Origin of the sequence: Paraburkholderia sp. (assembly GCF_050742655.1) — a bacterium.
Lineage (GTDB): Bacteria > Pseudomonadota > Gammaproteobacteria > Burkholderiales > Burkholderiaceae > Paraburkholderia.
Genome location: NZ_JBOIGG010000015.1, coordinates 47,529 through 68,755 on the forward strand (window position 1 = coordinate 47,529; position 21,227 = coordinate 68,755).

At 63.7% G+C, this 21,227-nt stretch carries 23 protein-coding genes; 2 read left to right on the plus strand and 21 right to left on the minus strand.

Annotated elements, in window-relative coordinates; translation table 11 throughout:
- Positions 1-13: 13 nt before the first annotated feature.
- The 20 genes from pdxJ to ACREXZ_RS20770 all read right to left on the minus strand — a co-directional run bounded on the left by pdxJ (position 14) and on the right by ACREXZ_RS20770 (position 18,595).
- Entirely contained in the window at positions 14-778 is a 765-nt protein-coding gene (gene pdxJ, locus ACREXZ_RS20675) for a pyridoxine 5'-phosphate synthase (RefSeq protein WP_431765982.1), read from the minus strand.
- Entirely contained in the window at positions 775-1,725 is a 951-nt protein-coding gene (gene recO / locus ACREXZ_RS20680; protein WP_431765983.1) for a DNA repair protein RecO, read from the minus strand. Before recO ends, pdxJ begins: the two co-directional genes overlap by 4 nt.
- Positions 1,712-2,611, minus strand: coding sequence for a GTPase Era (gene era, locus ACREXZ_RS20685; RefSeq protein WP_431765984.1), 900 nt, complete (start codon positions 2,609-2,611; stop codon positions 1,712-1,714). The genes recO and era overlap by 14 nt, the downstream gene beginning before the upstream one ends.
- 64 nt (positions 2,612-2,675) lie before the next feature.
- Positions 2,676-3,854 (minus strand): ribonuclease III, encoded by a 1,179-nt coding sequence (gene rnc, locus ACREXZ_RS20690; RefSeq protein ID WP_431765985.1) that lies wholly within the window; start codon positions 3,852-3,854, stop codon positions 2,676-2,678.
- 176 nt (positions 3,855-4,030) lie between these two features.
- Positions 4,031-4,924, minus strand: coding sequence for a signal peptidase I (lepB, locus tag ACREXZ_RS20695; RefSeq protein WP_431765986.1), 894 nt, complete (start codon positions 4,922-4,924; stop codon positions 4,031-4,033).
- 38 nt (positions 4,925-4,962) lie between these two features.
- Positions 4,963-6,756, minus strand: coding sequence for a translation elongation factor 4 (gene lepA, locus ACREXZ_RS20700; RefSeq protein WP_431765987.1), 1,794 nt, complete (start codon positions 6,754-6,756; stop codon positions 4,963-4,965).
- Positions 6,757-6,932: 176 nt separating this feature from the next.
- Complete coding sequence (locus ACREXZ_RS20705; protein ID WP_431765988.1) at positions 6,933-7,196, minus strand: glutaredoxin family protein; 264 nt, start codon at positions 7,194-7,196, stop codon at positions 6,933-6,935.
- On the minus strand, positions 7,193-8,734 hold the full coding sequence (locus ACREXZ_RS20710; protein WP_431765989.1) for a DegQ family serine endoprotease: 1,542 nt from the start codon (positions 8,732-8,734) through the stop codon (positions 7,193-7,195). The genes ACREXZ_RS20705 and ACREXZ_RS20710 overlap by 4 nt, the downstream gene beginning before the upstream one ends.
- Positions 8,735-8,754: 20 nt before the next feature.
- Positions 8,755-9,798, minus strand: coding sequence for a MucB/RseB C-terminal domain-containing protein (locus ACREXZ_RS20715; RefSeq protein WP_431766104.1), 1,044 nt, complete (start codon positions 9,796-9,798; stop codon positions 8,755-8,757).
- A gap of 3 nt (positions 9,799-9,801) precedes the next feature.
- On the minus strand, positions 9,802-10,425 hold the full coding sequence (locus ACREXZ_RS20720; RefSeq protein ID WP_431766105.1) for a sigma-E factor negative regulatory protein: 624 nt from the start codon (positions 10,423-10,425) through the stop codon (positions 9,802-9,804).
- Between the two features lie 81 nt (positions 10,426-10,506).
- On the minus strand, positions 10,507-11,106 hold the full coding sequence (gene rpoE, locus ACREXZ_RS20725; RefSeq protein ID WP_085480911.1) for an RNA polymerase sigma factor RpoE: 600 nt from the start codon (positions 11,104-11,106) through the stop codon (positions 10,507-10,509).
- 98 nt (positions 11,107-11,204) lie between these two features.
- A complete protein-coding gene (locus ACREXZ_RS20730) occupies positions 11,205-11,696 on the minus strand; it encodes a protein YgfX (RefSeq protein WP_431765990.1) in 492 nt (163 codons plus the stop codon).
- A 15-nt stretch (positions 11,697-11,711) separates the two neighbouring features.
- Entirely contained in the window at positions 11,712-12,950 is a 1,239-nt protein-coding gene (gene fabF / locus ACREXZ_RS20735; RefSeq protein ID WP_431765991.1) for a beta-ketoacyl-ACP synthase II, read from the minus strand.
- Positions 12,951-13,184: 234 nt separating this feature from the next.
- Positions 13,185-13,424 carry an acyl carrier protein gene (acpP, locus tag ACREXZ_RS20740; RefSeq protein ID WP_004197638.1) on the minus strand — a complete coding sequence of 80 codons (240 nt, stop codon included), beginning with the start codon at positions 13,422-13,424 and terminating at the stop codon, positions 13,185-13,187.
- 149 nt (positions 13,425-13,573) lie between these two features.
- Positions 13,574-14,323, minus strand: a complete 750-nt coding sequence (fabG, locus tag ACREXZ_RS20745) for a 3-oxoacyl-ACP reductase FabG (RefSeq protein WP_431765992.1) — start codon at positions 14,321-14,323, stop codon at positions 13,574-13,576.
- 80 nt (positions 14,324-14,403) lie between these two features.
- Positions 14,404-15,336 carry an ACP S-malonyltransferase gene (fabD, locus tag ACREXZ_RS20750; protein ID WP_431765993.1) on the minus strand — a complete coding sequence of 311 codons (933 nt, stop codon included), beginning with the start codon at positions 15,334-15,336 and terminating at the stop codon, positions 14,404-14,406.
- A 98-nt stretch (positions 15,337-15,434) separates the two neighbouring features.
- A complete protein-coding gene (locus ACREXZ_RS20755; RefSeq protein ID WP_431765994.1) occupies positions 15,435-16,424 on the minus strand; it encodes a beta-ketoacyl-ACP synthase III in 990 nt (329 codons plus the stop codon).
- Positions 16,424-17,542, minus strand: coding sequence for a phosphate acyltransferase PlsX (gene plsX, locus ACREXZ_RS20760; RefSeq protein WP_431765995.1), 1,119 nt, complete (start codon positions 17,540-17,542; stop codon positions 16,424-16,426). The genes ACREXZ_RS20755 and plsX overlap by 1 nt, the downstream gene beginning before the upstream one ends.
- 124 nt (positions 17,543-17,666) lie before the next feature.
- Positions 17,667-17,846 (minus strand): 50S ribosomal protein L32, encoded by a 180-nt coding sequence (gene rpmF, locus ACREXZ_RS20765; protein WP_007741736.1) that lies wholly within the window; start codon positions 17,844-17,846, stop codon positions 17,667-17,669.
- Positions 17,847-17,962: 116 nt separating this feature from the next.
- The gene (locus ACREXZ_RS20770; protein WP_431765996.1) at positions 17,963-18,595 is read right to left on the minus strand and encodes a DUF177 domain-containing protein; all 633 of its coding nucleotides are present in this window, start codon (positions 18,593-18,595) and stop codon (positions 17,963-17,965) included.
- Positions 18,596-18,860: 265 nt separating this feature from the next.
- Between ACREXZ_RS20770 and ACREXZ_RS20775 the strand changes: the two genes are divergently transcribed.
- Positions 18,861-19,478, plus strand: a complete 618-nt coding sequence (locus ACREXZ_RS20775) for a Maf-like protein (RefSeq protein WP_431765997.1) — start codon at positions 18,861-18,863, stop codon at positions 19,476-19,478.
- Positions 19,475-20,194, plus strand: a complete 720-nt coding sequence (locus tag ACREXZ_RS20780; RefSeq protein ID WP_431765998.1) for an SAM-dependent methyltransferase — start codon at positions 19,475-19,477, stop codon at positions 20,192-20,194. The genes ACREXZ_RS20775 and ACREXZ_RS20780 overlap by 4 nt, the downstream gene beginning before the upstream one ends.
- 18 nt (positions 20,195-20,212) lie before the next feature.
- Here the strand turns inward: ACREXZ_RS20780 and ACREXZ_RS20785 are convergent, their stop codons facing one another.
- Positions 20,213-21,217: a S49 family peptidase gene (locus tag ACREXZ_RS20785; protein ID WP_431765999.1), complete on the minus strand. Its 1,005-nt coding sequence runs from the start codon at positions 21,215-21,217 to the stop codon at positions 20,213-20,215.
- Positions 21,218-21,227 lie beyond the last annotated feature (10 nt).

Below are 21,227 nucleotides of genomic sequence, written 5' to 3' on the forward strand. Positions count from 1 at the left end.
CGCCCGTGCAGAGTTAAGTCCGCGCGGCGAGACGCGCCGCGACCATGATCGCCTTCATCTCGCGCACCGCGTTGTCCCAGCCGGCGAAAATCGCATGCGCGACGATCGCGTGCCCGATGTTCAGCTCGACGATGCCGTCGATCGCCGCGATCGTCTGGACGTTCGTGTAGTGCAAGCCGTGCCCCGCGTTGACCTTCAGACCCAGCGACACGCCCAGCTCGACGCTGCGCACGACGCGTTCGTATTCGCGCTGCTGTTCGGTGGGGTCGTGCGCTTCCGCGTAGCGGCCGGTGTGCAGCTCGACGACCGGCGCGCCCGCTTCGTGCGCGGCGCGGATCTGCGCGTCGTCGGGATCGATGAACAGCGATACGCGCGAGCCGGCTTCGGCCAGTTGCGCACACGCGGCGCGCACCGAGTCGAACTGGCCCGCGACATCGAGACCGCCTTCGGTCGTCAGCTCCGCACGTTTTTCAGGAACGAGGCAGACGTCGTGCGGTTTCACGTCGCACGCGATGTCGAGCATTTCCTGCGTGATCGCGCATTCGAGGTTCATCCGCGTCTTTAGCAGCGGGCGCAGCGCGCGCACATCCGCGTCGACGATATGGCGGCGGTCTTCGCGCAGATGCAGCGTAATCGCGTCGGCGCCGGCCTCTTCGGCGAGGAGTGCCGCGCGGATCGGATCGGGATAGGTCGTGCCGCGCACGTTGCGCAGCGTGGCGACGTGGTCGATATTCACGCCGAGGTCGATCACGTTGGGCGAGGTGAGAAAGAAGCTCATAGGTTTTGCAGGTCGATCAGGATCTGGCGCGTCGCGAGCGGCGTGCCGCCGAGGTAGGTGTTCAGCAGGAAGCGCATCAGCGTCTTGCTTTGCGCGACGGTCTGCGGCCGATGGTAATCGTCGTGCTCCATGTCGAGCAAGGTCTGCCCCGCGACGATCGGCCATTGTGCGGGCAGATCGTCGGCGGCCTCGCGCACGCCGCGTTCGGGATCGAACACGTAGCGGCGCTCGGCCTGGACGGCCTGGCGCGTCACCGTACGGTCGAGCGCCATCGCGTAGCCCGTCTCGCGCAGCAGCACGCGCTCGAACGAGCGCAGTACCTGCACGGGCGGTTCGTCGTGCGCAAGACGCGTCATGGTGACGACGTAGTGATGGAACAGTTGCGGATGCGGGTCTTCGCGCGCGCAGAACTTCACCATCAGCTCATTGACGTAGAAGCCGCACAGCAGCGCGTCGCCGCCGAGCGGCAGCATCCCGCCGACCCATTCGGCGCCGGTCAGCGTGCGCACCTCGCCTTTGCCGGACCACGACAGCGCCAGCGGCTGGAACGTCTGCAGCACGCCGCGCAGCGCCGAATGCGGACGCTTCGCGCCCTTCGCGACGAGCGCAAGGCGCCCGTGATCGCGCGACAGCACGTCGATGATCAGGCTCGTTTCGCGGTACGGATAGCTGTGCAGCACGAACGCCGGTTGCTCCGCGATCCGGTATTCGGATGCAGTTGCGCGGGGGGTGCGGGGTGTACGGCGGGTCGGGGTCTTGCGGGGTTCAGCCGCTTCAGGTTCGGCTGCGGCTGGATCGGTGTCGAAGCCGGCGGCAGCCGACGAACGCTTGCTGGTCGACGCACGTGGTGTCTTTTTCGCGGCACGCGGACGCGTGGGCTCGGCCGGTTCGGCGTCGTCCGGCTCTGCATCCGACGGCAGGGTCATCCACCCGTCATTCGTACCCATACGCACGAAGTCCGGCTTCGTTGTCGGCCCAGCCGCTCTTCACCTTGATGAAAGTCTCGAGATACACCGGGCCGTCGAACAGCTTTTCCATGTCGATGCGCGCATCGGTGCTGATCTGCTTCAGCTTCGCGCCCTTCTGTCCGATGATCATCGCCTTGTGGGTGTCGCGTTCGACGAGGATCGTCGCGAAGATGCGGCGCAGCCGCCCTTCGGTTTCGAATTTCTCGATCAGCACGGTGCTCGTGTACGGCAACTCGTCGCCGGTCCAGCGGAATACTTTCTCGCGCAGGATTTCGGCCGCAAGGAAGCGCTCGCTGCGATCGGTCAGATCGTCTTCGCCGTAGATCGGCTCGCCTTCCGGCAGATACGGGCGCACCGTCACCATCAGCCGCTTGATGTCGTCGGGATTCTTCGCCGACAGCGGCACGATTTCCTTGTACTCGCGAAGCGCGCTCATCTGCTGCATGAACGGGAACAGCGAGTCCTTGTCGGACACGCGGTCGAGCTTGTTCGCGACCAGCAGCGTAGGCGCCGACGCGGGAATCAGGTCGAGCACCTTCTGGTCGTCCGGACCGAAGCGGCCCGCTTCGATCACGAACAGCACCGCGTCGACCGACGACAGCGTCGATGTCACCGCGCGGTTCAGCGAACGGTTCAGCGCGCTGGCGTGGCGCGTCTGGAAGCCGGGCGTATCGACGAAGATGTACTGCGCGTCTTCGAGCGTATGGATGCCGGTGATGCGGTGCCGCGTGGTCTGCGCCTTGCGCGACGTGATACTGACCTTCTGGCCGACGAGCGCATTCATCAGTGTCGACTTGCCGACGTTCGGACGGCCAACGATCGCGACCATGCCGCAGCGAAAACCAGAGGGAGTGGGAGCGTTCATATTCGGTTACCGCAAGTTCAGGGGGAGCGGGCGTCGTGTGCGGCGCCCGGTCGATATCGGTAGATCAATGGCCGGCGTCGGCGACACGCTGCGGTACGTCGACGAGCCCGGGTTCGAGTTCGGCTTCGGCGGCGCCGGCCGTGCCAGGCTCGGCGGCTGCACCGTTCAACGGCTCGCCGCGGGTGTGGCGATGTGCGGCGGTTTTTTCGGCAACCTTTTCGACGAGCTTTTCGACGGCTTTCTCGCCGCGCTCGTTTTTGTCGTTCTTCTCGGTCCGGTCGGCTTTGTCCTTGTCCGCAGACGACGCAGCCGGCTGGCTATATTCCACGTGAGCCGCCCGGATCACGGCGAGCGGCGCGGGTACGGGGGCAAGCGCCGGTGAGACTGCAGTCGGTGCGTCGGGCACGACAGCCGGCTTCGCCTCGCTGCGCGCGGCGCGTTCGCTCTTGCGATCAGGTGTACGGAGATCGAGTGCTGTCTGCACGCCAGCGACGCCCGGCACGATTTCCGGCTCGGCGCGCTTCGCGGCGCGGGTGCCCTTCGAGCGGCGCGGCTTCGCGACCATCGCCGGCGCTGCCGCCATGACCTCGTCGAGTGCCTTCTTCGCGGCGCCCTGCTCGGCCGCGCGGCGGCTCGCACCCGACCCGGACACCTTGACGTCCAGCTTGGGCACCGAGCATTCGACTTCGAACTGTTGATTGTGCGCCGCACCATGCGTCGCGACGACCGTGTAGGTCGGTAGCGGCAGCTTGTGGCCTTGCAGGTATTCCTGCAGCAGCGTCTTCGAATCCTTGCCGAGCGTGCGCGGGTCGATATGGTCGAGGATCGGCACGTACAGGCGTTTGATTACCGTCTGGGCGGCGTCGAAGCCGCCGTCGAGGAAGACCGCACCCAGAATGGCTTCCAGCGTGTCGGCAAGGATCGACGGCCGGCGGAACCCGCCGCTGCGCAACTCGCCTTCGCCGAGGCGCAACCCCTCCGAAACATTCAGGGCCTGAGCTATTTCGTAGAGGGATTGCTGTTTGACCAGGTTGGCGCGGACACGTGACAGATCGCCTTCGTCCAGCTTGCTGAAACGCTGGAACAAAAGTGCAGCAACCGCGCAATTCAGAACGGAGTCGCCAAGAAACTCGAGCCGTTCGTTATGCGTGGCGCTGTGACTGCGATGTGTCAAAGCCTGGCGCAACAATTCCGCATTGCGAAATTCGTAGCGCAAACGGCTTTCCAACGGAGATGAAGGCATGTGCAGAGTATAACGCGGGCGCCTCGCCCGGCGACAACGCGGTCCGGCAGGCGAAAAACCGTCGCGAAGCGACGTTACCGCGCGTTCTTAAAGTAGCGTGATAACACGCCGCGCGAGTGCGCGGCGTGTATCGAAGAGGATGCGAGGCATGCGCAGACGTTGCGCGACCGTCAAACTCAGTGGAACGGTCCGATGCGTTTCAGGTTGCTGAAATTCATCCAGATGAAGAACGCGCGACCGACGATGTTCTGGTCCGGCGCGAAGCCCCAATAGCGACTGTCGGCGCTGTTGTCGCGGTTGTCGCCCATCATGAAGTAGTTGCCCGGCGGCACCTTGCAGATCACGCCGCGCGCGTTGTATTGACAGTTGTCGCGATACGGATAATCTTCTGCGCCGACGATGAACGGCGGCACTGCGGGGTTGTTCAGAATGGCGTTCTTGCGGCCGTCGAGATCTTCCTCGAACTGCTTCGCATAGCCGATGCGCTCTTCGTCGAAGTAGTCCGGCAGCGCCGTTTCGGGCACCGGCTTGCCGTTGATCGTCAGTTGCTTGTCCTGATACGCGACGACATCGCCGGGCAGGCCGATCACGCGCTTGATGTAGTCGACCGATTCGTCTTTCGGATAGCGGAACACAACTACGTCTCCGCGCTGCAGCGGCCGTCCCTGCGTGATCTTCGTGTTGACGATCGGCAGGCGGATGCCGTAATCGAACTTGTTGACGAGGATGAAATCGCCGACCAGCAGCGTCGGCACCATCGACCCCGACGGAATCTTGAACGGTTCGACGACGAACGAGCGCACGACGAACACAACGAGAATGACCGGGAAAAAGCTCGCGGTGTATTCGAGCCACCACGGCTGGCGCAGTTTCTCGTCACGCAGGTGCGCTCGCGTCTGCGGTGCGTTCTCGTCGGCGAAACGCTCGCCCACGCGTGCTTGCTGGCGATCGAACTCGGCGACGGCCGCGTCTGCCGCGCGGCGGCGCTGCGGCACGAAAATCAGTTTATCCAAGACCCATGCAACACCCGTCAAGACGACGAGCACAAAAAGAATCAGCGCAAAATTCATACGGGTTCCTGTTATCGGACCTATTTTTGTCGGACGGTTTATTTGTCTTCGACGCGCAGGATAGCAAGGAAAGCTTCCTGCGGGATTTCAACGGAGCCGACCTGCTTCATCCGCTTCTTCCCCTCTTTCTGCTTTTCGAGCAGCTTCTTCTTACGCGAGATGTCGCCGCCGTAGCACTTGGCCAGCACGTTCTTGCGCAGCGCCTTGATGTTCTCGCGCGAGATAATGTGCGCGCCGATCGCGGCCTGGATCGCAACGTCGTACATCTGGCGCGGAATGATTTCGCGCATCTTCGCCGCCACTTCGCGGCCGCGATACTGCGACTGCGAACGGTGCACGATCACCGACAACGCATCGACCTTGTCGCCGTTGATCAGCATGTCGACCTTCACGACATCTGACGAGCGGTATTCCTTGAACTCGTAATCCATCGACGCATAGCCGCGCGACACCGACTTCAGCCGGTCGAAGAAGTCGAGCACGATTTCCGCCATCGGGATTTCGTACGTGAGCTGCACCTGGCGGCCGTGATACTGCATGTTGATCTGGTTGCCGCGCTTCTGCGTGCACAGCGTGATCACCGAGCCGACGTAGTCCTGCGGCATGTACAGGTTCACAGTGACGATCGGCTCGCGGATTTCCTCGGTCCTCGACGGATCGGGCATCTTCGCGGGGTTCTCGACCATGATCGTCGAGCCGTCGCGCAGCAGCACCTCGTAGACGACGGTCGGCGCGGTCGTGATCAGGTCCATGTCGAACTCGCGCTCGAGCCGTTCCTGCACGATCTCCATGTGAAGCAGACCGAGGAAGCCGCAGCGGAAACCGAAGCCGAGTGCCTGCGAAACTTCGGGTTCGTACTGCAGCGATGCGTCGTTGAGCTTCAGCTTTTCGAGCGACTCGCGCAGCGCGTCGTACTGGTTCGCCTCGACCGGATACAGGCCAGCGAACACCTGTGGCTTCACTTCCTTGAAACCGGGCAGCGGTTCAGACGCGGGTTTCGTCACATGCGTGACGGTGTCGCCGACTTTCGTCGCGGCCAGTTCCTTGATCCCCGCGATGATGAAGCCCACCTGCCCCGCCGACAGCGACTCCAGATCCCTGGACTTCGGCGTGAACACGCCGACGTGCTCGACCGGGTATTGCGCGCCGGTCGCCATCAGCTTGATGCGCTCTTTCGGGCGCAGCGTGCCGTTCTTGATACGCACGAGCATCACGACGCCGACGTAGTTGTCGAACCACGAATCGATGATCAGCGCCTGCAGCGGCGCGTTCGGATCGCCCTTCGGCGCGGGCACTTTCGCGATCAGCGCTTCGAGCACGTCCTCGACGCCCAGCCCGGTCTTCGCGCTGCAATGCGTGGCATCGGTTGCGTCGATGCCGATCACGTCTTCGATTTCGGAAATCGCGTTGTCGGGATCCGCCGCCGGCAGATCGATCTTGTTCAGGACCGGCACGACCTCGACGCCCAGTTCGATCGCGGTGTAGCAGTTCGCCACGGTCTGCGCCTCGACACCCTGGCTCGCATCGACGACGAGCAGCGCCCCTTCGCATGCGGACAGCGAACGGCTCACTTCGTACGAGAAATCGACGTGCCCGGGCGTGTCGATCAGATTCAGGTTGTAGACCTGGCCGTCGCGCGCGCGATACGACAATGCGGCGGTCTGCGCCTTGATGGTGATGCCCCGTTCGCGCTCGATATCCATCGAGTCGAGCACCTGCGACTCCATTTCGCGGTCCGATAAACCGCCGCACAGCTGGATGATGCGATCTGCGAGCGTCGACTTGCCATGGTCGATGTGCGCGATGATCGAGAAATTACGAATATGATCCATTCAGTGCCGATCAAGCGAAAAAGGCGCGCTCTGACAATTGCGGAGCACGCCTTGTAAGTAGGTGAAAAACTTATCTATTTTAGCCGAAAAGGGCCTCGCCCGGCGGGTTTACCAGACTGGAGCACGCCGTTCGGCGTTTCGGACTAGCCGCAGGGTTATCTCTGACTATTTGTAATTCAGACGCTGCGCGCAACGCGCGCCGTCAATGCCGCACGCACGCGTGCCTCGTCGAAGTGGTAGTGGCATAACTCGACGCCATCGCACATCAACACCGGCACCAGTTCGTTAAAGCGCGCTTCGAGCGCTGGATCGGCGTCGATGTCGAGTACGTCGACCGTCGCGCCGAACTCGGCCAGCACGGGCTCGAGTGCCGCGCGCATGTCGTCGCAGAGGTGGCACCACGCGCGCCCATAGAGCGTGAGCGGTGCCATCGCCATCATTTCTGCGCCGGCGCGCGCGGACGGATCGGCACGAACTGCGTGTTGTCGCCGCGCCGGACCAGCAGCGCGACCATCTTCTGCGAATCCAGATGCGACGTGAGGTCTTCGAACTGGCGAGCGCTCGTGATATCGGTGTCGCCGACCCGCAGGATGATGTCTCCACGCTGCAGTCCGACGCGTGCCGCCGGCCCGTCGACGGAATCGACCTGCACGCCGCCGTTCACCTTCAACGCTTTCTGCTGGTCGGCCGGGAGGTCGCTGACCGCAACGCCGAGCGCATTCGACGCGCGCGGCTTCGGCGGCGGCGTCTTCTTCTGGTCGGCCTTCGCGACCTTGTCGGTCTGCATTTCCGCGATCGTAATGGGCAGATCGCGTAACTGACCCTTGCGCCACACGGTGATCGTCGCCTTCGTGCCCGGCTTCGTTTCGCCGACCATGCGCGGCAGATCGGTCGCGGTATCGACGGAATGGCCGTTGAACTTCAGGATGATGTCGCCGGGCTGCACGCCTGCCTTATCGGCCGGGCCGTTCGGTTCGACGCTGCTGACGAGCGCACCCTGTGCTTTCGGCAGACCGAGCGAATCCGCGACGTCCTTCGTCACCTCGCCGATCGCGACCGCGATACGGCCTCGCGTGACCTTGCCCGTGGTCTTCAACTGATCGGCGACGCGCATCGCTTCGTCGATCGGAATCGCGAACGAAATCCCCATGAAGCCGCCGGTCCGGCTGTAGATCTGCGAGTTGATGCCGATCACCTCGCCCTGCATGTTGATCAGCGGACCGCCCGAGTTACCCGGATTGACGGCCACGTCGGTCTGGATGAACGGCAGATAGTCGCCGGTATCGCGACCCTTCGCGCTGACGATGCCCGCCGTGACCGTATTCTCGAGCCCGAACGGCGAACCGATCGCGACCACCCATTCGCCGACGCGAACCTTGTTCGAGTCGCCGATCGTGACGGTAGGCAGGTTCGCGGCGCTGATCTTGACGACGGCGACGTCGGTGCGATCGTCGACGCCGATCAGCTTCGCCTTGAATTCGCGCTTGTCGGTGAGCGTCACGTAGATCGTGTCCGCGTCGTCGACGACGTGCGCGTTGGTCATCACGTAGCCGTCCGAAGACAGGATGAAGCCGGAGCCGACGCCGCTGCTCTGCTCGGAGTCGCTGCCGCTATCGGGCGAATCCTGGCTGCCGCCGTTACCACCATTGCCGCCGTTGCCGCCATTGTCCCCTTTACCGCCACCATTACCGCGAGGCGTGCCGGGTTGTTGCGGTGACTGCGGCAACGGAATGCCGAAGAAGCGCCGGAAGAATTCGGACATGTCGCCGTCGTCGAGACCCGGCGGCAAACCACGCGTCGAATTCGACACCTTGGTGGTCGTGCGGATGTTAACGACAGCAGGACCGACCTTGTCGACGAGATCGGTGAAGTCGGGAAGACTGGCCGCGGGCGCCGCGGAAGCCGTGTGCGGTACGAACGGCAGGCAAACAGCCACCGCTGCGGCCGCGAGAAATTTGCGCACCGGGAGAGTCGTCATATCGTAGCGAGCCGAAGGATTTACTTGGGAGCTTTGTATTCTATGGCAGACGCAAATTGCTGCAACGTGGTCTGGGGCACTTCCCCGAGAACGGTGATCCAGAAATCGCCGCGCCGCTTGACGAGCACATGCGTCGCGCCGCTGCTGCCCGAACCTTCCTTGCGGGAATTCTTTTCGGTCGGTTCGACAAAAATCGAAATCGCGGCGAGACCGTCGGAGAACACCGCCTGGTCCACGGGAATCGGGGGATCGCCGGCATCGCGCGCGGCCATGGGTCGGCGCAATTCGCGAATCTTGCGGAAACCCGGCACCGTCGGTGCGATCTGCCAGCCTTGCGCTTCCATGTCGACCGGCTCGACCGGCGGATGCACCACGGTCCAGCCGGCGGTATTGCGAATGCCGTTGGCGATACCTGCCTTGTCGACCGGCACGCCGATGCGGATCTGCGTGAACGACAGCTGTTCGAGCACCTGGCCGTTCGGATCGAGCGTCTGTGCGCGCAGCAGCAGGCCGGTTTTCGTGTCGGCCCACAGTTTGTACGCAAAGCGGAACGCGTCCTTCGGATCGAGTTCGATCACCTGGCTGTCGATGCCCGCGACCCGGTCGGTGCCGAGCAGCTTCGGCTCATAGACGGTCAGCACCTGATCGCTGCTCGCCGAGAGCAGTGCCGGAAATGAATCCTTGTTCTGCCGCTTCTCGACGACGCACAGATGCCGCTCGGGAATGAACGTGTACAGGTCGTCGTTATGCCGCAGCATCTTGCGCGGCTTGCCATCCAGGCTCTCGAGCTGCTCGTACTCGCCGTCGTTGCGCGTCGCGTAATGGGCGATGCGCGACGACTGCACGAACGCGCCGCGCTGATAGACGAACGCACCTTCGTAGTTCTGCTGCTGGGCTGCCTCGTGAATCCGGTTGAGCAGCTCCGCCGCCGTGCGATGCACGACGAGCGGATCATCGGATTGCGCAAAGACGCGCGGTGTCGCGGATAACAACACGGCTGCACAGAACAGGAATGTCGGCAGCCGCCCCCAGATCGTCGTTTTATTCAACCGCAGCGTCTGCATCAACTATTGGCCTTGCGTGGTCACCGCAGCGCGGATCAGCGGCGTCGTATCGGCCATGACGGGCTGTTGAGCGAATTGTTGATGGGCTTCCAGATACTGGTCCAGACTGGCATCGCGGATGATGTTCGCGTCCTGCGCGACCGGCTGCAACGTCGCTGCCGGCATCGAGGCCATCGCCACACGTTGCACCGAATCCGCGCGCGACGACACCGCTGCGACCTGGGTCGTACCCTGACCGCCGGACACGCCTTGCAGTTGTGGCACGACGATCCACGTCAGCGTCGCGGCTGCTGCAGCCACCGCGAAAGCAGGCACGACACGCCGACGCAGCGCGAGCAGACGACGCGCAACCGGCATCGCGGCCGGTGCGAGCAGATGCGGCTCGCTGTCGAGGCGCGCGGCGAACTTGCCGAGAAATGCGCTGCTCGTGGCTGGATTCACCGCCAGATCGTCGGACCGCATTGCATCGCCGATCAGGTGATAGCACGACCAGGCGGCACGATCCTCATGATCCAGATCAGAAAACAGCTTGTTCAGATGCTCGTCGCCGAACAACTCGCCGTCGACAAAAGCGGACAGACGCTCGCTTCGCGAGCTGGCTTGCGATTGCATCGAGACCGACCCCATGATGCTCCCCATCTTACTGACACCTCGTAGTGACACCACCTAACCCTGGAAATCGCGTCCTGCCCCGAGAGATTGCCGGCTTCACCAGCGTTTCCCTTCAGGTGTGTCCAGCAGAGGACGCAATTTTGCCGCAATGGCTTCGCGAGCGCGAAAAATTCGTGATCTGACGGTCCCGATCGGGCAACCCATCATTTCGGCGATTTCTTCGTAGCTCAAACCCTCAATTTCACGAAGAGTAATGGCGGTGCGCAACTCTTCCGGTAAAACCGCCATCGCAGCATTGACCGTCTCAGCGATCTGCTTGCTCATCAACATCGACTCGGGCGTGTTGATATCCCTTAGTTGGTCGGCATCCGAGAAAGTTTCAGCTTCCTCGGCATCTGCTTCAGTCGACGTCGGCGCCCGCCGACCCTGCGTCGCAAGGTAGTTCTTTGCCGTGTTGACTGCAATCCGGTACAACCACGTGTAGAACGCCGACTCCCCGCGAAACTGCGGCAATGCCCGGTACGCCTTGATGAAGGCGTCCTGGGCCACGTCTTCGACCTCGGCGGGATCGCGCACGAGACGCGAAATCAGCCGGAGGATCTTGCGGTGGTATTTGGCGACCAGAAGCTCGAAAGCGGCCTTGTCGCCCTTCTGGACGCGCTCGACCAGCACCTGATCAATTTCTTTTTCACTCACCTGATAAGTCCGATAACGAGAGGGGCTGCATAGCGGGGCACCATTGTAGCGTTCCCGTCGACGCGTCACGCAACCCGGTAACAGTGCGGTTACGTCGGTTACAGTCCGCCGTGCGCGCCGCGCCGGCCGAGCACGGCCAGTTCGCGGCGAGCGTCGGCCGGAAGCGCATCGGCCGTCAGCAGCAACGGATGGGAGCGCCCGTTGTCGTCGACGAGCGCAAGCATCAGAAGCCACCCGCTCCATTGCGAGCATCCGGCGACACGGCCCTGGCAGAGCAGCGTCCCCCGACGATCCCAGACGGTCAAAGCATCGGGCCCGACTTTTAGCGCGCCCGGCGCAGCCCGATCCTGCCTGACCGCCCAGAGTGCGAGACCCGCGAACACCGCGCATGCCGGCAGAACCGCGTGCCATCCGCCCATGCGTGGCGCCAGCGCCGCGAACACCGCAGCGGACGCGAGCGCTACGAACAGGCTGACCGCACCGCGCAGCCACGCGGACGGCCGCAGCACGATGGTCTGCGGTCGTCCGTCGGAAGATCCGGGGAATCCAGGAAAAGGCGCCGGATGAACCTGCGCGGGCTGCGGCGTCAAGCGGTCATGCGCGGATCAGGCGCGCTTGAAGACCAGCGTGCCGTTCGTGCCGCCGAACCCGAACGAGTTCTTCAGCGCGACGTCGATCTTCATTTCCCGCGCGGTGTTCGCGCAGTAGTCGAGATCGCACTCCGGATCCTGGTTGAAGATGTTGATCGTCGGCGGCGAGATCTGGTGATGCACGGCCAGCACGGTGAACACGGACTCGAGACCGCCCGCGCCGCCGAGCAGATGCCCGGTCATCGACTTCGTCGAGTTCACGACGATGTTCTTCGCGTGATCGCCGAATGCGCGCTTGATGCCCGTCGTTTCCGCCAGGTCGCCGAGCGGCGTCGACGTGCCGTGCGCGTTCAGGTAATTCACCTCGTCGACGCTCACGCGTGCGTTCTTCAGCGCGGCCAGCATGCAGCGGCGTGCGCCGTCGCCGTCTTCGAGCGGCGCGGTCATGTGATACGCGTCGCCGCTCATCCCATAGCCGCTGACTTCCGCATAGATCTTCGCGCCGCGCGCCTTCGCGTGCTCGTACTCTTCGAGCACCATCACGCCGGCGCCCTCGCCCAGCACGAAGCCGTCACGGTCCTTGTCCCACGGACGGCTCGCGGTCGCCGGATCGTCGTTACGCTGCGACAGCGCCCGCGCCGCCGCGAAGCCGCCGATACCGAGCGGCGACACGGTCGATTCGGCGCCGCCCGCGATCATTACATCGGCGTCGCCATATTCGATCAGCCGCGACGCTTCGCCGATGCAGTGCAGCCCGGTGGTACAGGCGGTCACGATCGCGAGGTTCGGGCCTTTGATGCCGAACTTGATCGACAGATGGCCGGAGATCATGTTGATGATCGACGCCGGTACGAAGAACGGCGAGATCCGGCGCGGACCGCGATTGAGCAGTTCGGTCTGCGTGACTTCGATCATCGGCAGGCCGCCGATGCCCGAACCGACCACCACGCCGATGCGCTCGGCGTTCTCGTCGGTGATTTCGAGGCCGCTGTCCTGCATCGCCTGGATGCCGGCCGCCACGCCGTAATGGATGAACGTATCCATGTGGCGCGCTTCCTTGGCGGGGATGTAGTCCTCGATGTTGAAGCCCTTCACCTCGCCGGCGAAGCGGGTCGAGAAGTTCGACGCATCGAACTTCGTGATGTTGGCGATGCCGGATTTGCCGGCGACCAGATTGGCCCAGCCGTCGGCAACAGTATTGCCAACAGGCGAAATCAGCCCCAAGCCTGTAACAACCACTCGACGACGGCTCACGGTAACCTCTTTTCCATAGGGTGACAAAAGCAAAAAGCCACAGCGGCCACAGGAACTTGCCCTGTGTGCCCTGTGGCTGTTTTAACCTGGCGGTTGCGCCGGCAACCCGCGCCGCATGCGCGCAAACCGATGCGCAAGGTATTGCGCCGTCCCGGCCGATACAGGCCCGAAAGCACAACTCGCACAGCTCGGCTGGCGGGCGACTGCCACTGCGGGCAGGCAGGCGCGAAGACCTTAGGCCTTGACGTTTGCGCGAGCGTAGTCGATCGCTTGCTGAACGGTCGTGATCTTCTCAGCTTCTTCATCCGGAATTTCCATGCCGAATTCGTCTTCGAGGGCCATCACGAGTTCGACCGTGTCGAGCGAGTCCGCGCCAAGGTCGTTCACGAACGAGGCTTCGTTCTTGATCTCAGCCTCTGCAACACCCAGTTGTTCCGCGACGATCTTCTTGACGCGCTGTTCGATATTGTCCATTACCCCTCCAAGGGAAAGAAGTTCAAAAATACAGGTGCGCGCATTTTATCAGGTTTGCCCTGCCAGAAAAGCGGCGCACGGTTCCTGTCAAGGCATCCGCGCAATGCCTGAACAACCGGCATCAAGGCGCGGATAGTAACCGAATCCGGTTACGACATGTACATCCCACCATTCACGTGCAACGTCGTACCGGTGATATAGCCCGCCTGCGGCGAAGCGAGGAACACAACCGCATGCGCGATGTCTTCCGGACTGCCGAGATGGCCCAGCGGAATCTGCGCTTTCAGCGCGGTCTGCTGCTCTTCGGGCAGCACCTTCGTCATGTCGGTATCGATGAAGCCCGGCGCGACGCAGTTCACAGTGATGCCGCGGCTGCCGATCTCGCGCGCGAGCGCACGCGTCATGCCGGCCACCCCGGCCTTCGCCGCCGCGTAGTTGGCCTGCCCGGGGTTGCCCGTCGAGCCGACCACCGACGTGATGTTGATGATGCGGCCGCCACGCGCCTTCATCATCGGGCGCAGCACTGCGCGCGACAGACGGAACACCGATTTCAGGTTCGTGTCGATCACGGCGTCCCAGTCCTCGTCCTTCATGCGCATCGCGAGCTGATCATGCGTGATGCCGGCGTTGTTCACGAGGATGCCGAGCGAGCCGAACTCCTTGATCGTCGCGTCGATCAACGCTTCCACCGCGGCCGCGTCGTTCACGTTCAGCACCGCGCCGCGGCCCGTCACGCCCTGCGCATTGAACGCTTCCGTGATCGCGGTCGCACCGCTTTCGCTGGTGGCGGTACCGATCACGGTCGCGCCCTGGCGAGCCAGTTCGCTCGCGATCGCGCGACCGATGCCGCGCGACGCGCCCGTCACGATCGCGATCTGTTTGTCGAGAATCTTTTCCATCGTTGAAGTCCGGATGACCCGTGCACGGGCCGATTAAGTCGAAGTACCTGCCGAATTGGAAAACGCGGCCGACGTGGCGCTCAGGCTGTCAGGAGCTTGAGGGTTTCGTCGAGCGAAGCCGGATCGCTCACCGATGCGCCGACGAGCGTGCCGTCGATCCGCTTCGTGAGACCGGTCAACACCTTCCCCGGCCCGCATTCGACGAGGTGCGTGATGCCGCCGCGCGCAATGGCCTGCACACATTCGACCCAGCGCACCGCACCCGCGGCCTGACGCACCAGCGCATCCTTGATCGCGGCCGGCTCGTTGACGATCACGACGTCGACGTTGTTGACGACTGGAATGGACGGCACCCGGATGTCGACGCCCGCGAGATACTCACGCAACTGATCGGATGCGGGCTTGAGCAGCGACGAATGGAACGGCGCCGATACCGGCAGCGGCAACGCGCGTTTCGCGCCCTTCGCCTTCGCGATCTCGCAGGCCTTTTCGACCGCGGCCTTCCCGCCTGCGATCACGACCTGCGCGGGCGCATTGAAATTCACCGCCTCGACGACGCCGGCCGCCGACGCTTCGCTGCATACCGCGCGCACGGTGTCGTCGTCGAGACCGAGAATCGCCGCCATGCCGCCTTCGCCGACCGGCACCGCGCTCTGCATCGCCTGCGCGCGAAAGCGCACGAGCGGCACCGCGTCGCTGAAGGCGAGTGCGCCAGCCGCGACGAGCGCGGTGTATTCGCCAAGGCTATGGCCCGCGACGATCGATGGCGCCGGGCCACCGGCTTTCTGCCACGCGCGATAGATCGCGTACGCGGCGGTCAGCATCACGGGTTGCGTATTGGTGGTGAGATTCAGATCGTCGGCCGGACCTTCGGCGATCAGCTTGCCGAGATCCTGTCCGAGCGCGTCGGACGCTTCCTGGACGGTCTCGCGCACGATGGCGTGATCGGCAAACGCGTTGAGCATGCCGACCGACTGCGAGCCCTGCCCCGGAAAAACGAACGCAAATTTCATATCGTCCCCAGATTGATGTGATCAGATGACGCGGCGCATCCGCCGTGCGCACGCACGGCCGGATACCTGATGCGCCGGTGGGTGCCGGCGAACCACGCCTACATGCGGATGACCGACGCACCCCATGTGAACCCGCCGCCAACGCCCTCGATCAGCACGTGATGACCACGCTTGATGCGACCGTCGCGCACCGCGACATCAAGTGCGAGCGGAATGGAAGCCGCCGACGTATTGCCGTGCTCGCCGACGGTGACCACCATCCGCTCCTGCGGCAGGCCCAGCTTGCGGCAGGTGCTCTGCATGATGCGGATGTTGGCCTGATGCGGGATCAGCCAGTCGATCTGGTCGGACGATAGACCCGCCTTCTCCAGCGCCTCGATCGCGACCTTTTCGAGCACGTTGACCGCGAGCTTGAACACCGCCTGGCCGTCCATGTGCAGGAACGCGCTGCCCGATACCACGCCACGGTTCACGTTGCCCGGCGTACACAGGATGTTCGAGTGGCGGCCGTCCGCATGCAGTGCGCTCGACAACACACCGGGCTCATTCGATGCGGACAGGATGATCGCGCCGGCGCCGTCGCCAAACAGCACGCACGTCGTGCGGTCGTTGAAATCGAGAATGCGCGAGAACGTCTCCGCACCGATGACGAGCGCGGTGCGGTGCTGTCCGCTGCGGATGAAGCTGTCGGCTGTTGCGACGGCATAGGCGAAGCCGGAACAGACGGCCTGCACGTCGAACGCGGCGCCGTTGTTACGGATGCCGAGCTTGTTCTGCAGCAGGCACGCGGTACTCGGAAAGACGAAATCGGGCGTGGAGGTCGCGACGATGATCAGGTCGATCGATTGCGGATCGATGTCGGCCGATTCGATCGCGCGCTGTGCGGCGATCAAAGCCAGGTCGCTGGTCGTGACGTCAGGTTCGGCGAAATGACGCGCATGAATGCCGGTGCGCGCGACGATCCATTCGTCGCTCGTCTCGACACCCTGCTTCGCGAGACGGTCGGCCAGTTCCTGGTTGGTGACGCGACCGGGCGGCAGATAACTGCCGGTGCCCAGCACGCGGGAATATAGAGTCGATTGAGCCATTATGCCTTCGAGGATAACGCAGCGTAGGGCTCGGCTGGCTGGCCGGCAACCGGGCTTGCGGGGCTAACATAACCCGCCGCACCGCCTGCGTCGCGCGCCGCCTGTTCGAGAGAACCTGCATTCTCTTCCATGGCTCGCGCAAGGCGTTCCAGCACGCCGTTTTTGACGGCATCATACCCGCGTTTGATCGCCCACTCAAACGCGTAAGCATCGGCCGAACCGTGGCTTTTGATGACGAGTCCGCGCAGGCCGAGAAGCGCTGCGCCGTTGTACTGCCGATGGTCGACGCGCTTCTTGAAACGCAGCAGCACGGGCAGTGCCAGCACGGCCATCAGTCGGGTGAGCCACGAGCGGCCGAATTCTTCCTTGATGATGTCGGAGAGCATCTGCGCGAGCCCTTCCGACGTCTTCAGCGCGACGTTGCCGACAAAACCGTCGCAGACGATCACGTCGGTCGTACCCTTGTAGATGTCATCGCCTTCGACGTTGCCGCGGAAATTCAGCGTGCTCGCGCGCAGCAGTTCGCCCGCGCGCTTGATCGTCTCGTTACCCTTGATGACTTCTTCGCCGATGTTGAGCAGACCGATCGTGGGACGATCCTTGCCCTCGAGCGCCGACACGAGCGCGTGCCCCATCTCCGCGAACTGCAGCAGATGTTGCGGCTCGCAATCGACGTTGGCGCCGAGGTCGAGCATCATCGTGTAGCCGGTGGGATTGGGCAGCGCGAACGCGATAGCCGGACGTTCGATGCCCGGCAGCGTCTTGAGCACGTAGCGGGAGACTGCCATCAGCGCGCCGGTGTTGCCGGCGGAGATGCAGGCTTGTGCTTCGTCTTGCTTGACCCGGTTCAGCGCAACGCGCATCGACGAGTCTTTCTTCTTGCGCAGCGCAACTTCGACCGAATCGTCCATCGCGACGACTTCGGACGCGGCGACAACGGTCAGCGCGGGTTCGTCCAGTGCCTTCGCTTTTTTCAGCTGCGCGCGAATCGCGGTCTCGATACCGACGAGCAGCAACTGCGCATCAGGATGCGAACGGACGAACTTGACGGCCGCGGGAACGGTCACGGACGGCCCGTGGTCGCCTCCCATGCAATCTATCGTGAGCTTTACGGTCATGGAGAGCGACAAATTTCAGACACAAAAAAGCGGCAGTTGAATGCCGCCTTTTTGCCGAACCGGGAAAATGTCAAGCGAGCCGATCGCCACGCGAAACGCCACAGGGCGCAACGCAGTCAAGCGATTAGTCGTTCTTCGTCTTGACGACTTTCTTGCCGCGATAGTAGCCATTCGGGCTGACATGGTGGCGCAGATGCACTTCACCGGTGCTCGGCTCAACGGCCAGCGGCGCTGCGTTGAGGAAATCGTGCGAACGGTGCATGCCGCGCTTCGACGGCGACTTCTTGTTCTGTTGAACTGCCATGATAACTCCTGAAAATTTTCCGAATTCTAACACAGCCCGATCCGGCTATCGCCACTGGCCGGATGGCCAGCGCACACCGCGTCGCGCTCCCTGAAACCTTTACCGCGTCAATGCTGCTAATGCTTCTCGCCGTCGGGGTCGTCGCGCTTCAGCGACCCGAGCGCGGCAAACGGATTGGGCCGTTCGGGCTCGCCGCCCTCGACCTCGTCGCTATTGCCCTCGCCCTCTCCGCCGTCCACACCTGACACCAGACTTTCGTGCACTTCGGGGCACACGTCGTGCATCGGTACGAGCGGTATCGACAGCAGCAATTCTTCCTCGATCAAGTCGACGAGATCGAACTGGCGCGAACCCACGATCACCTCGACTTCATCCTCGTCCAGCGGAAACTCGTCGGCTTCAGCTTCCGTATCGACGATCCGGTACGTCGCATCGACATTGAACGCCTGCTCGTACGGCGCGAGGCACCGCTGGCAACCGAGCCACGCCGAACCGTGGATCGCGAGCCGCAAATACGGCTGCGGCCCTTCGGTGCCGTCGTCCTGCAGTTCCGGCTGCGTCGCGCCTTCCGCCTGCCACGTGAATGCCGTGTCGCGATCTGGTGCGTCCGCAGGAACTTCGTTTAACATGCGCGGCAGTTGCGAGAGACGGACAACGCCCGCTACATGGCGACCGCTCCGCGCGAATTCGAACAGATCGAGCTCACGCGGGTTGGGAAGACCTGCCGGTTTGCCGGAATGTTGAGTCATACGCGCTCCTGCTTCGGCAAGGATGGCTGCCGAAGGGTCTATACCGATACCCTTGAAGCCATCCGATCCACCTGTTGCACCGGCCTGCCCAGCCCGCATATGTCGCGGACTGTACCCGCGAGCGGGCAAAGGAACGTACCGGTGAAAAGCCCGTGACTATATCCGTTTTGTTGTTTCGAGTCAAACACTTAAGACCGCATCCGCGAAACGCGTTGCGGTCCCCTTTTCAGCCGTTTATTCAACTATTTACCCGCCCCCACCCGTCATGCCGGATTCCGCTGCCCGCCCGCCTCGCCTGATTCTTGCATCGAGTTCGCGCTACCGCCGCGAACTGCTCGAGCGTCTGCGCATCCCGTTCGACGTCGTCGTTCCCGCTATCGATGAAACGCCGCTCGCCAGCGAATCGCCCGCCGCGACCGCGCTACGGCTCGCGCAGGCCAAGGCCCGCGCCGTCGCGGCCGGCCTCGCGGCACACGAAGCCGCGCTGGTGATCGGCTCCGACCAGGTCGCCACCTTCGACGACCGCCAGATCGGCAAGCCCGGCAACCACGCGAACGCGCTCGCCCAGCTTCAGGCGATGCGCGGCCGTGAAGTGCTGTTCCACAGTGCGCTGTGCCTGTTCGACAGCCGCAACGGAACCGCGCAGACGCTCGACGTCGTGACCCGCGTGCGTTTCCGCGATCTGCCGGATGCCGCGCTCGATGTCTATCTGCGTGCCGAAACGCCATACGACGTCGCGGGCAGCGCGAAATCCGAGGGGCTCGGCATCGCGCTGCTCGACGCAATCGAATCCGACGATCCGACCGCACTCGTCGGCCTGCCGCTGATCGCGCTCACGCGAATGCTGCTCGCCGCGGGCTATCCGCTTCTGGGGGCGCAATGAAAGGCACGCTCTATCTGATTCCGAACACGCTCGGCGAAGGCGACGCCGACGCACTCGCCGACGTGCTGCCCGCACCGGTCCGCAGCCGCGCAGCCGCGCTCGGCTATTACATCGGCGAAAACGCGAAGACGACCCGCGCGTTCCTCAAGAAAGTCGGCACCGAACGACCGATCCAGGAAATCGACGTCCGCGAACTCAACGTGAACACGCCGGCCGGCGAGATCGACCGGCTGCTCGCGCCGATACTCGCGGGAGCGGATGCCGGTCTCGTGTCGGAAGCGGGCTGCCCGGCCGTCGCGGACCCGGGCGCGCTACTCGTGCGCCGAGCGCACGAACGCGGCGTCAAGGTCGTGCCGCTCGTCGGTCCGAGTTCGATTCTGCTGGCGTTGATGGCGTCCGGCCTGAACGGCCAGAGCTTTGCGTTTCACGGTTATCTGCCGGTCGACGCCGGCGAGCGGGCAAAGCGGCTGCGCGATCTCGAGCAGCAGTCGCGCAAGGCGAAGCAGACGCAGATTTTCATCGAGACGCCGTATCGCAATCGCGCGCTGCTCGACACGCTGCTCGCGACCTGCGCGCCGTCGACGCTCGTCTGCGTCGCCGTCGACCTGACGCTCGCCGCCGAAACGATCATGAGCCGCAGCGTAAGCGACTGGAAGAAGGCGTCGGCGCCGGACCTGCACAAGCGTCCGGCGATCTTCCTGCTGCTGGCGAACTGACGCGCTGAACCTGCTCGCTCAGCGCAGGTTCAGCTTGCCGCCCAGCACCATCGCGTGCACGGCGGCACTGCCGACCGCCGCGCCGAACTTGCGCGCCACGCGGTCGGTGATGCTTTCCTTCACCGTGTAGTCGACGATGTCCGGCGCCTTGATGACTTCACGCGCGACGTAATCGGTGTCGCCAAAGCCGTCGGCGAGCCCCATTTCGACGCTCTTTTCACCGGTCCAGAACAGGCCCGAGAACATGTCGGGCGTCTCGTGCAGCCGCTTGCCGCGGCCTTGCCGGACCGCTTCGATGAACTGCGCGTGAATCTGGTCGAGCATCTCCTGCGCGTGCGCGTCCATCTTCGGCGTGTCCGGCGAGAACGGGTCGAAGAAGCCCTTGTTCTCACCCGACGTATGCAGCCGGCGCTGGACCCCGAGCTTGTCCATCAACCCGGTGAAACCGAAACCATCCATCAGCACGCCGATCGAGCCGACGATGCTCGCCTTGTCGACGTAAATTTTGTCGGCGGCCGCGGCCACGTAGTAGCCGCCCGACGCGCACATGTCGCCGACGGTCACATACAGCGGAATCGACGGATATTTCGCGCGCAGCCGGCGGATCTCGCTGTTGATGATGCCCGCCTGCACCGGACTGCCGCCGGGGCTGTTGATCTGGAGTACGACGCCGGCGGTGCCCGCGTCGTCGAATGCGCTGTCGAGCGCGCTATCGATGTCTTCGGCGTTCGCGTTCGTATCGGCCGAGATTTCGCCTTCAAGCGTCACGAGCGCGGTATGGCGGCCGGTCGCCGACACCTTGTCGCCGGAAAAATCGAAGACCGCCCACGCGAGCAGCAGCACGACGCCGAGCGTGACGAAGCGGAAGAAGATCTTCCAGCGCCGCGCGGCGCGCTGCTCGCTGATCGCAGCCAGCGCGATGCGCTCGAGCGCCGCGCGCTCCCAGCCCGGCTCGGTAGCGGCTGCAGGCAGGCGGCTTGCGCCGGACGGTTCGTTCGAATCGGGGGTGTGTTGGTCGGCCATGCGTCGCAGT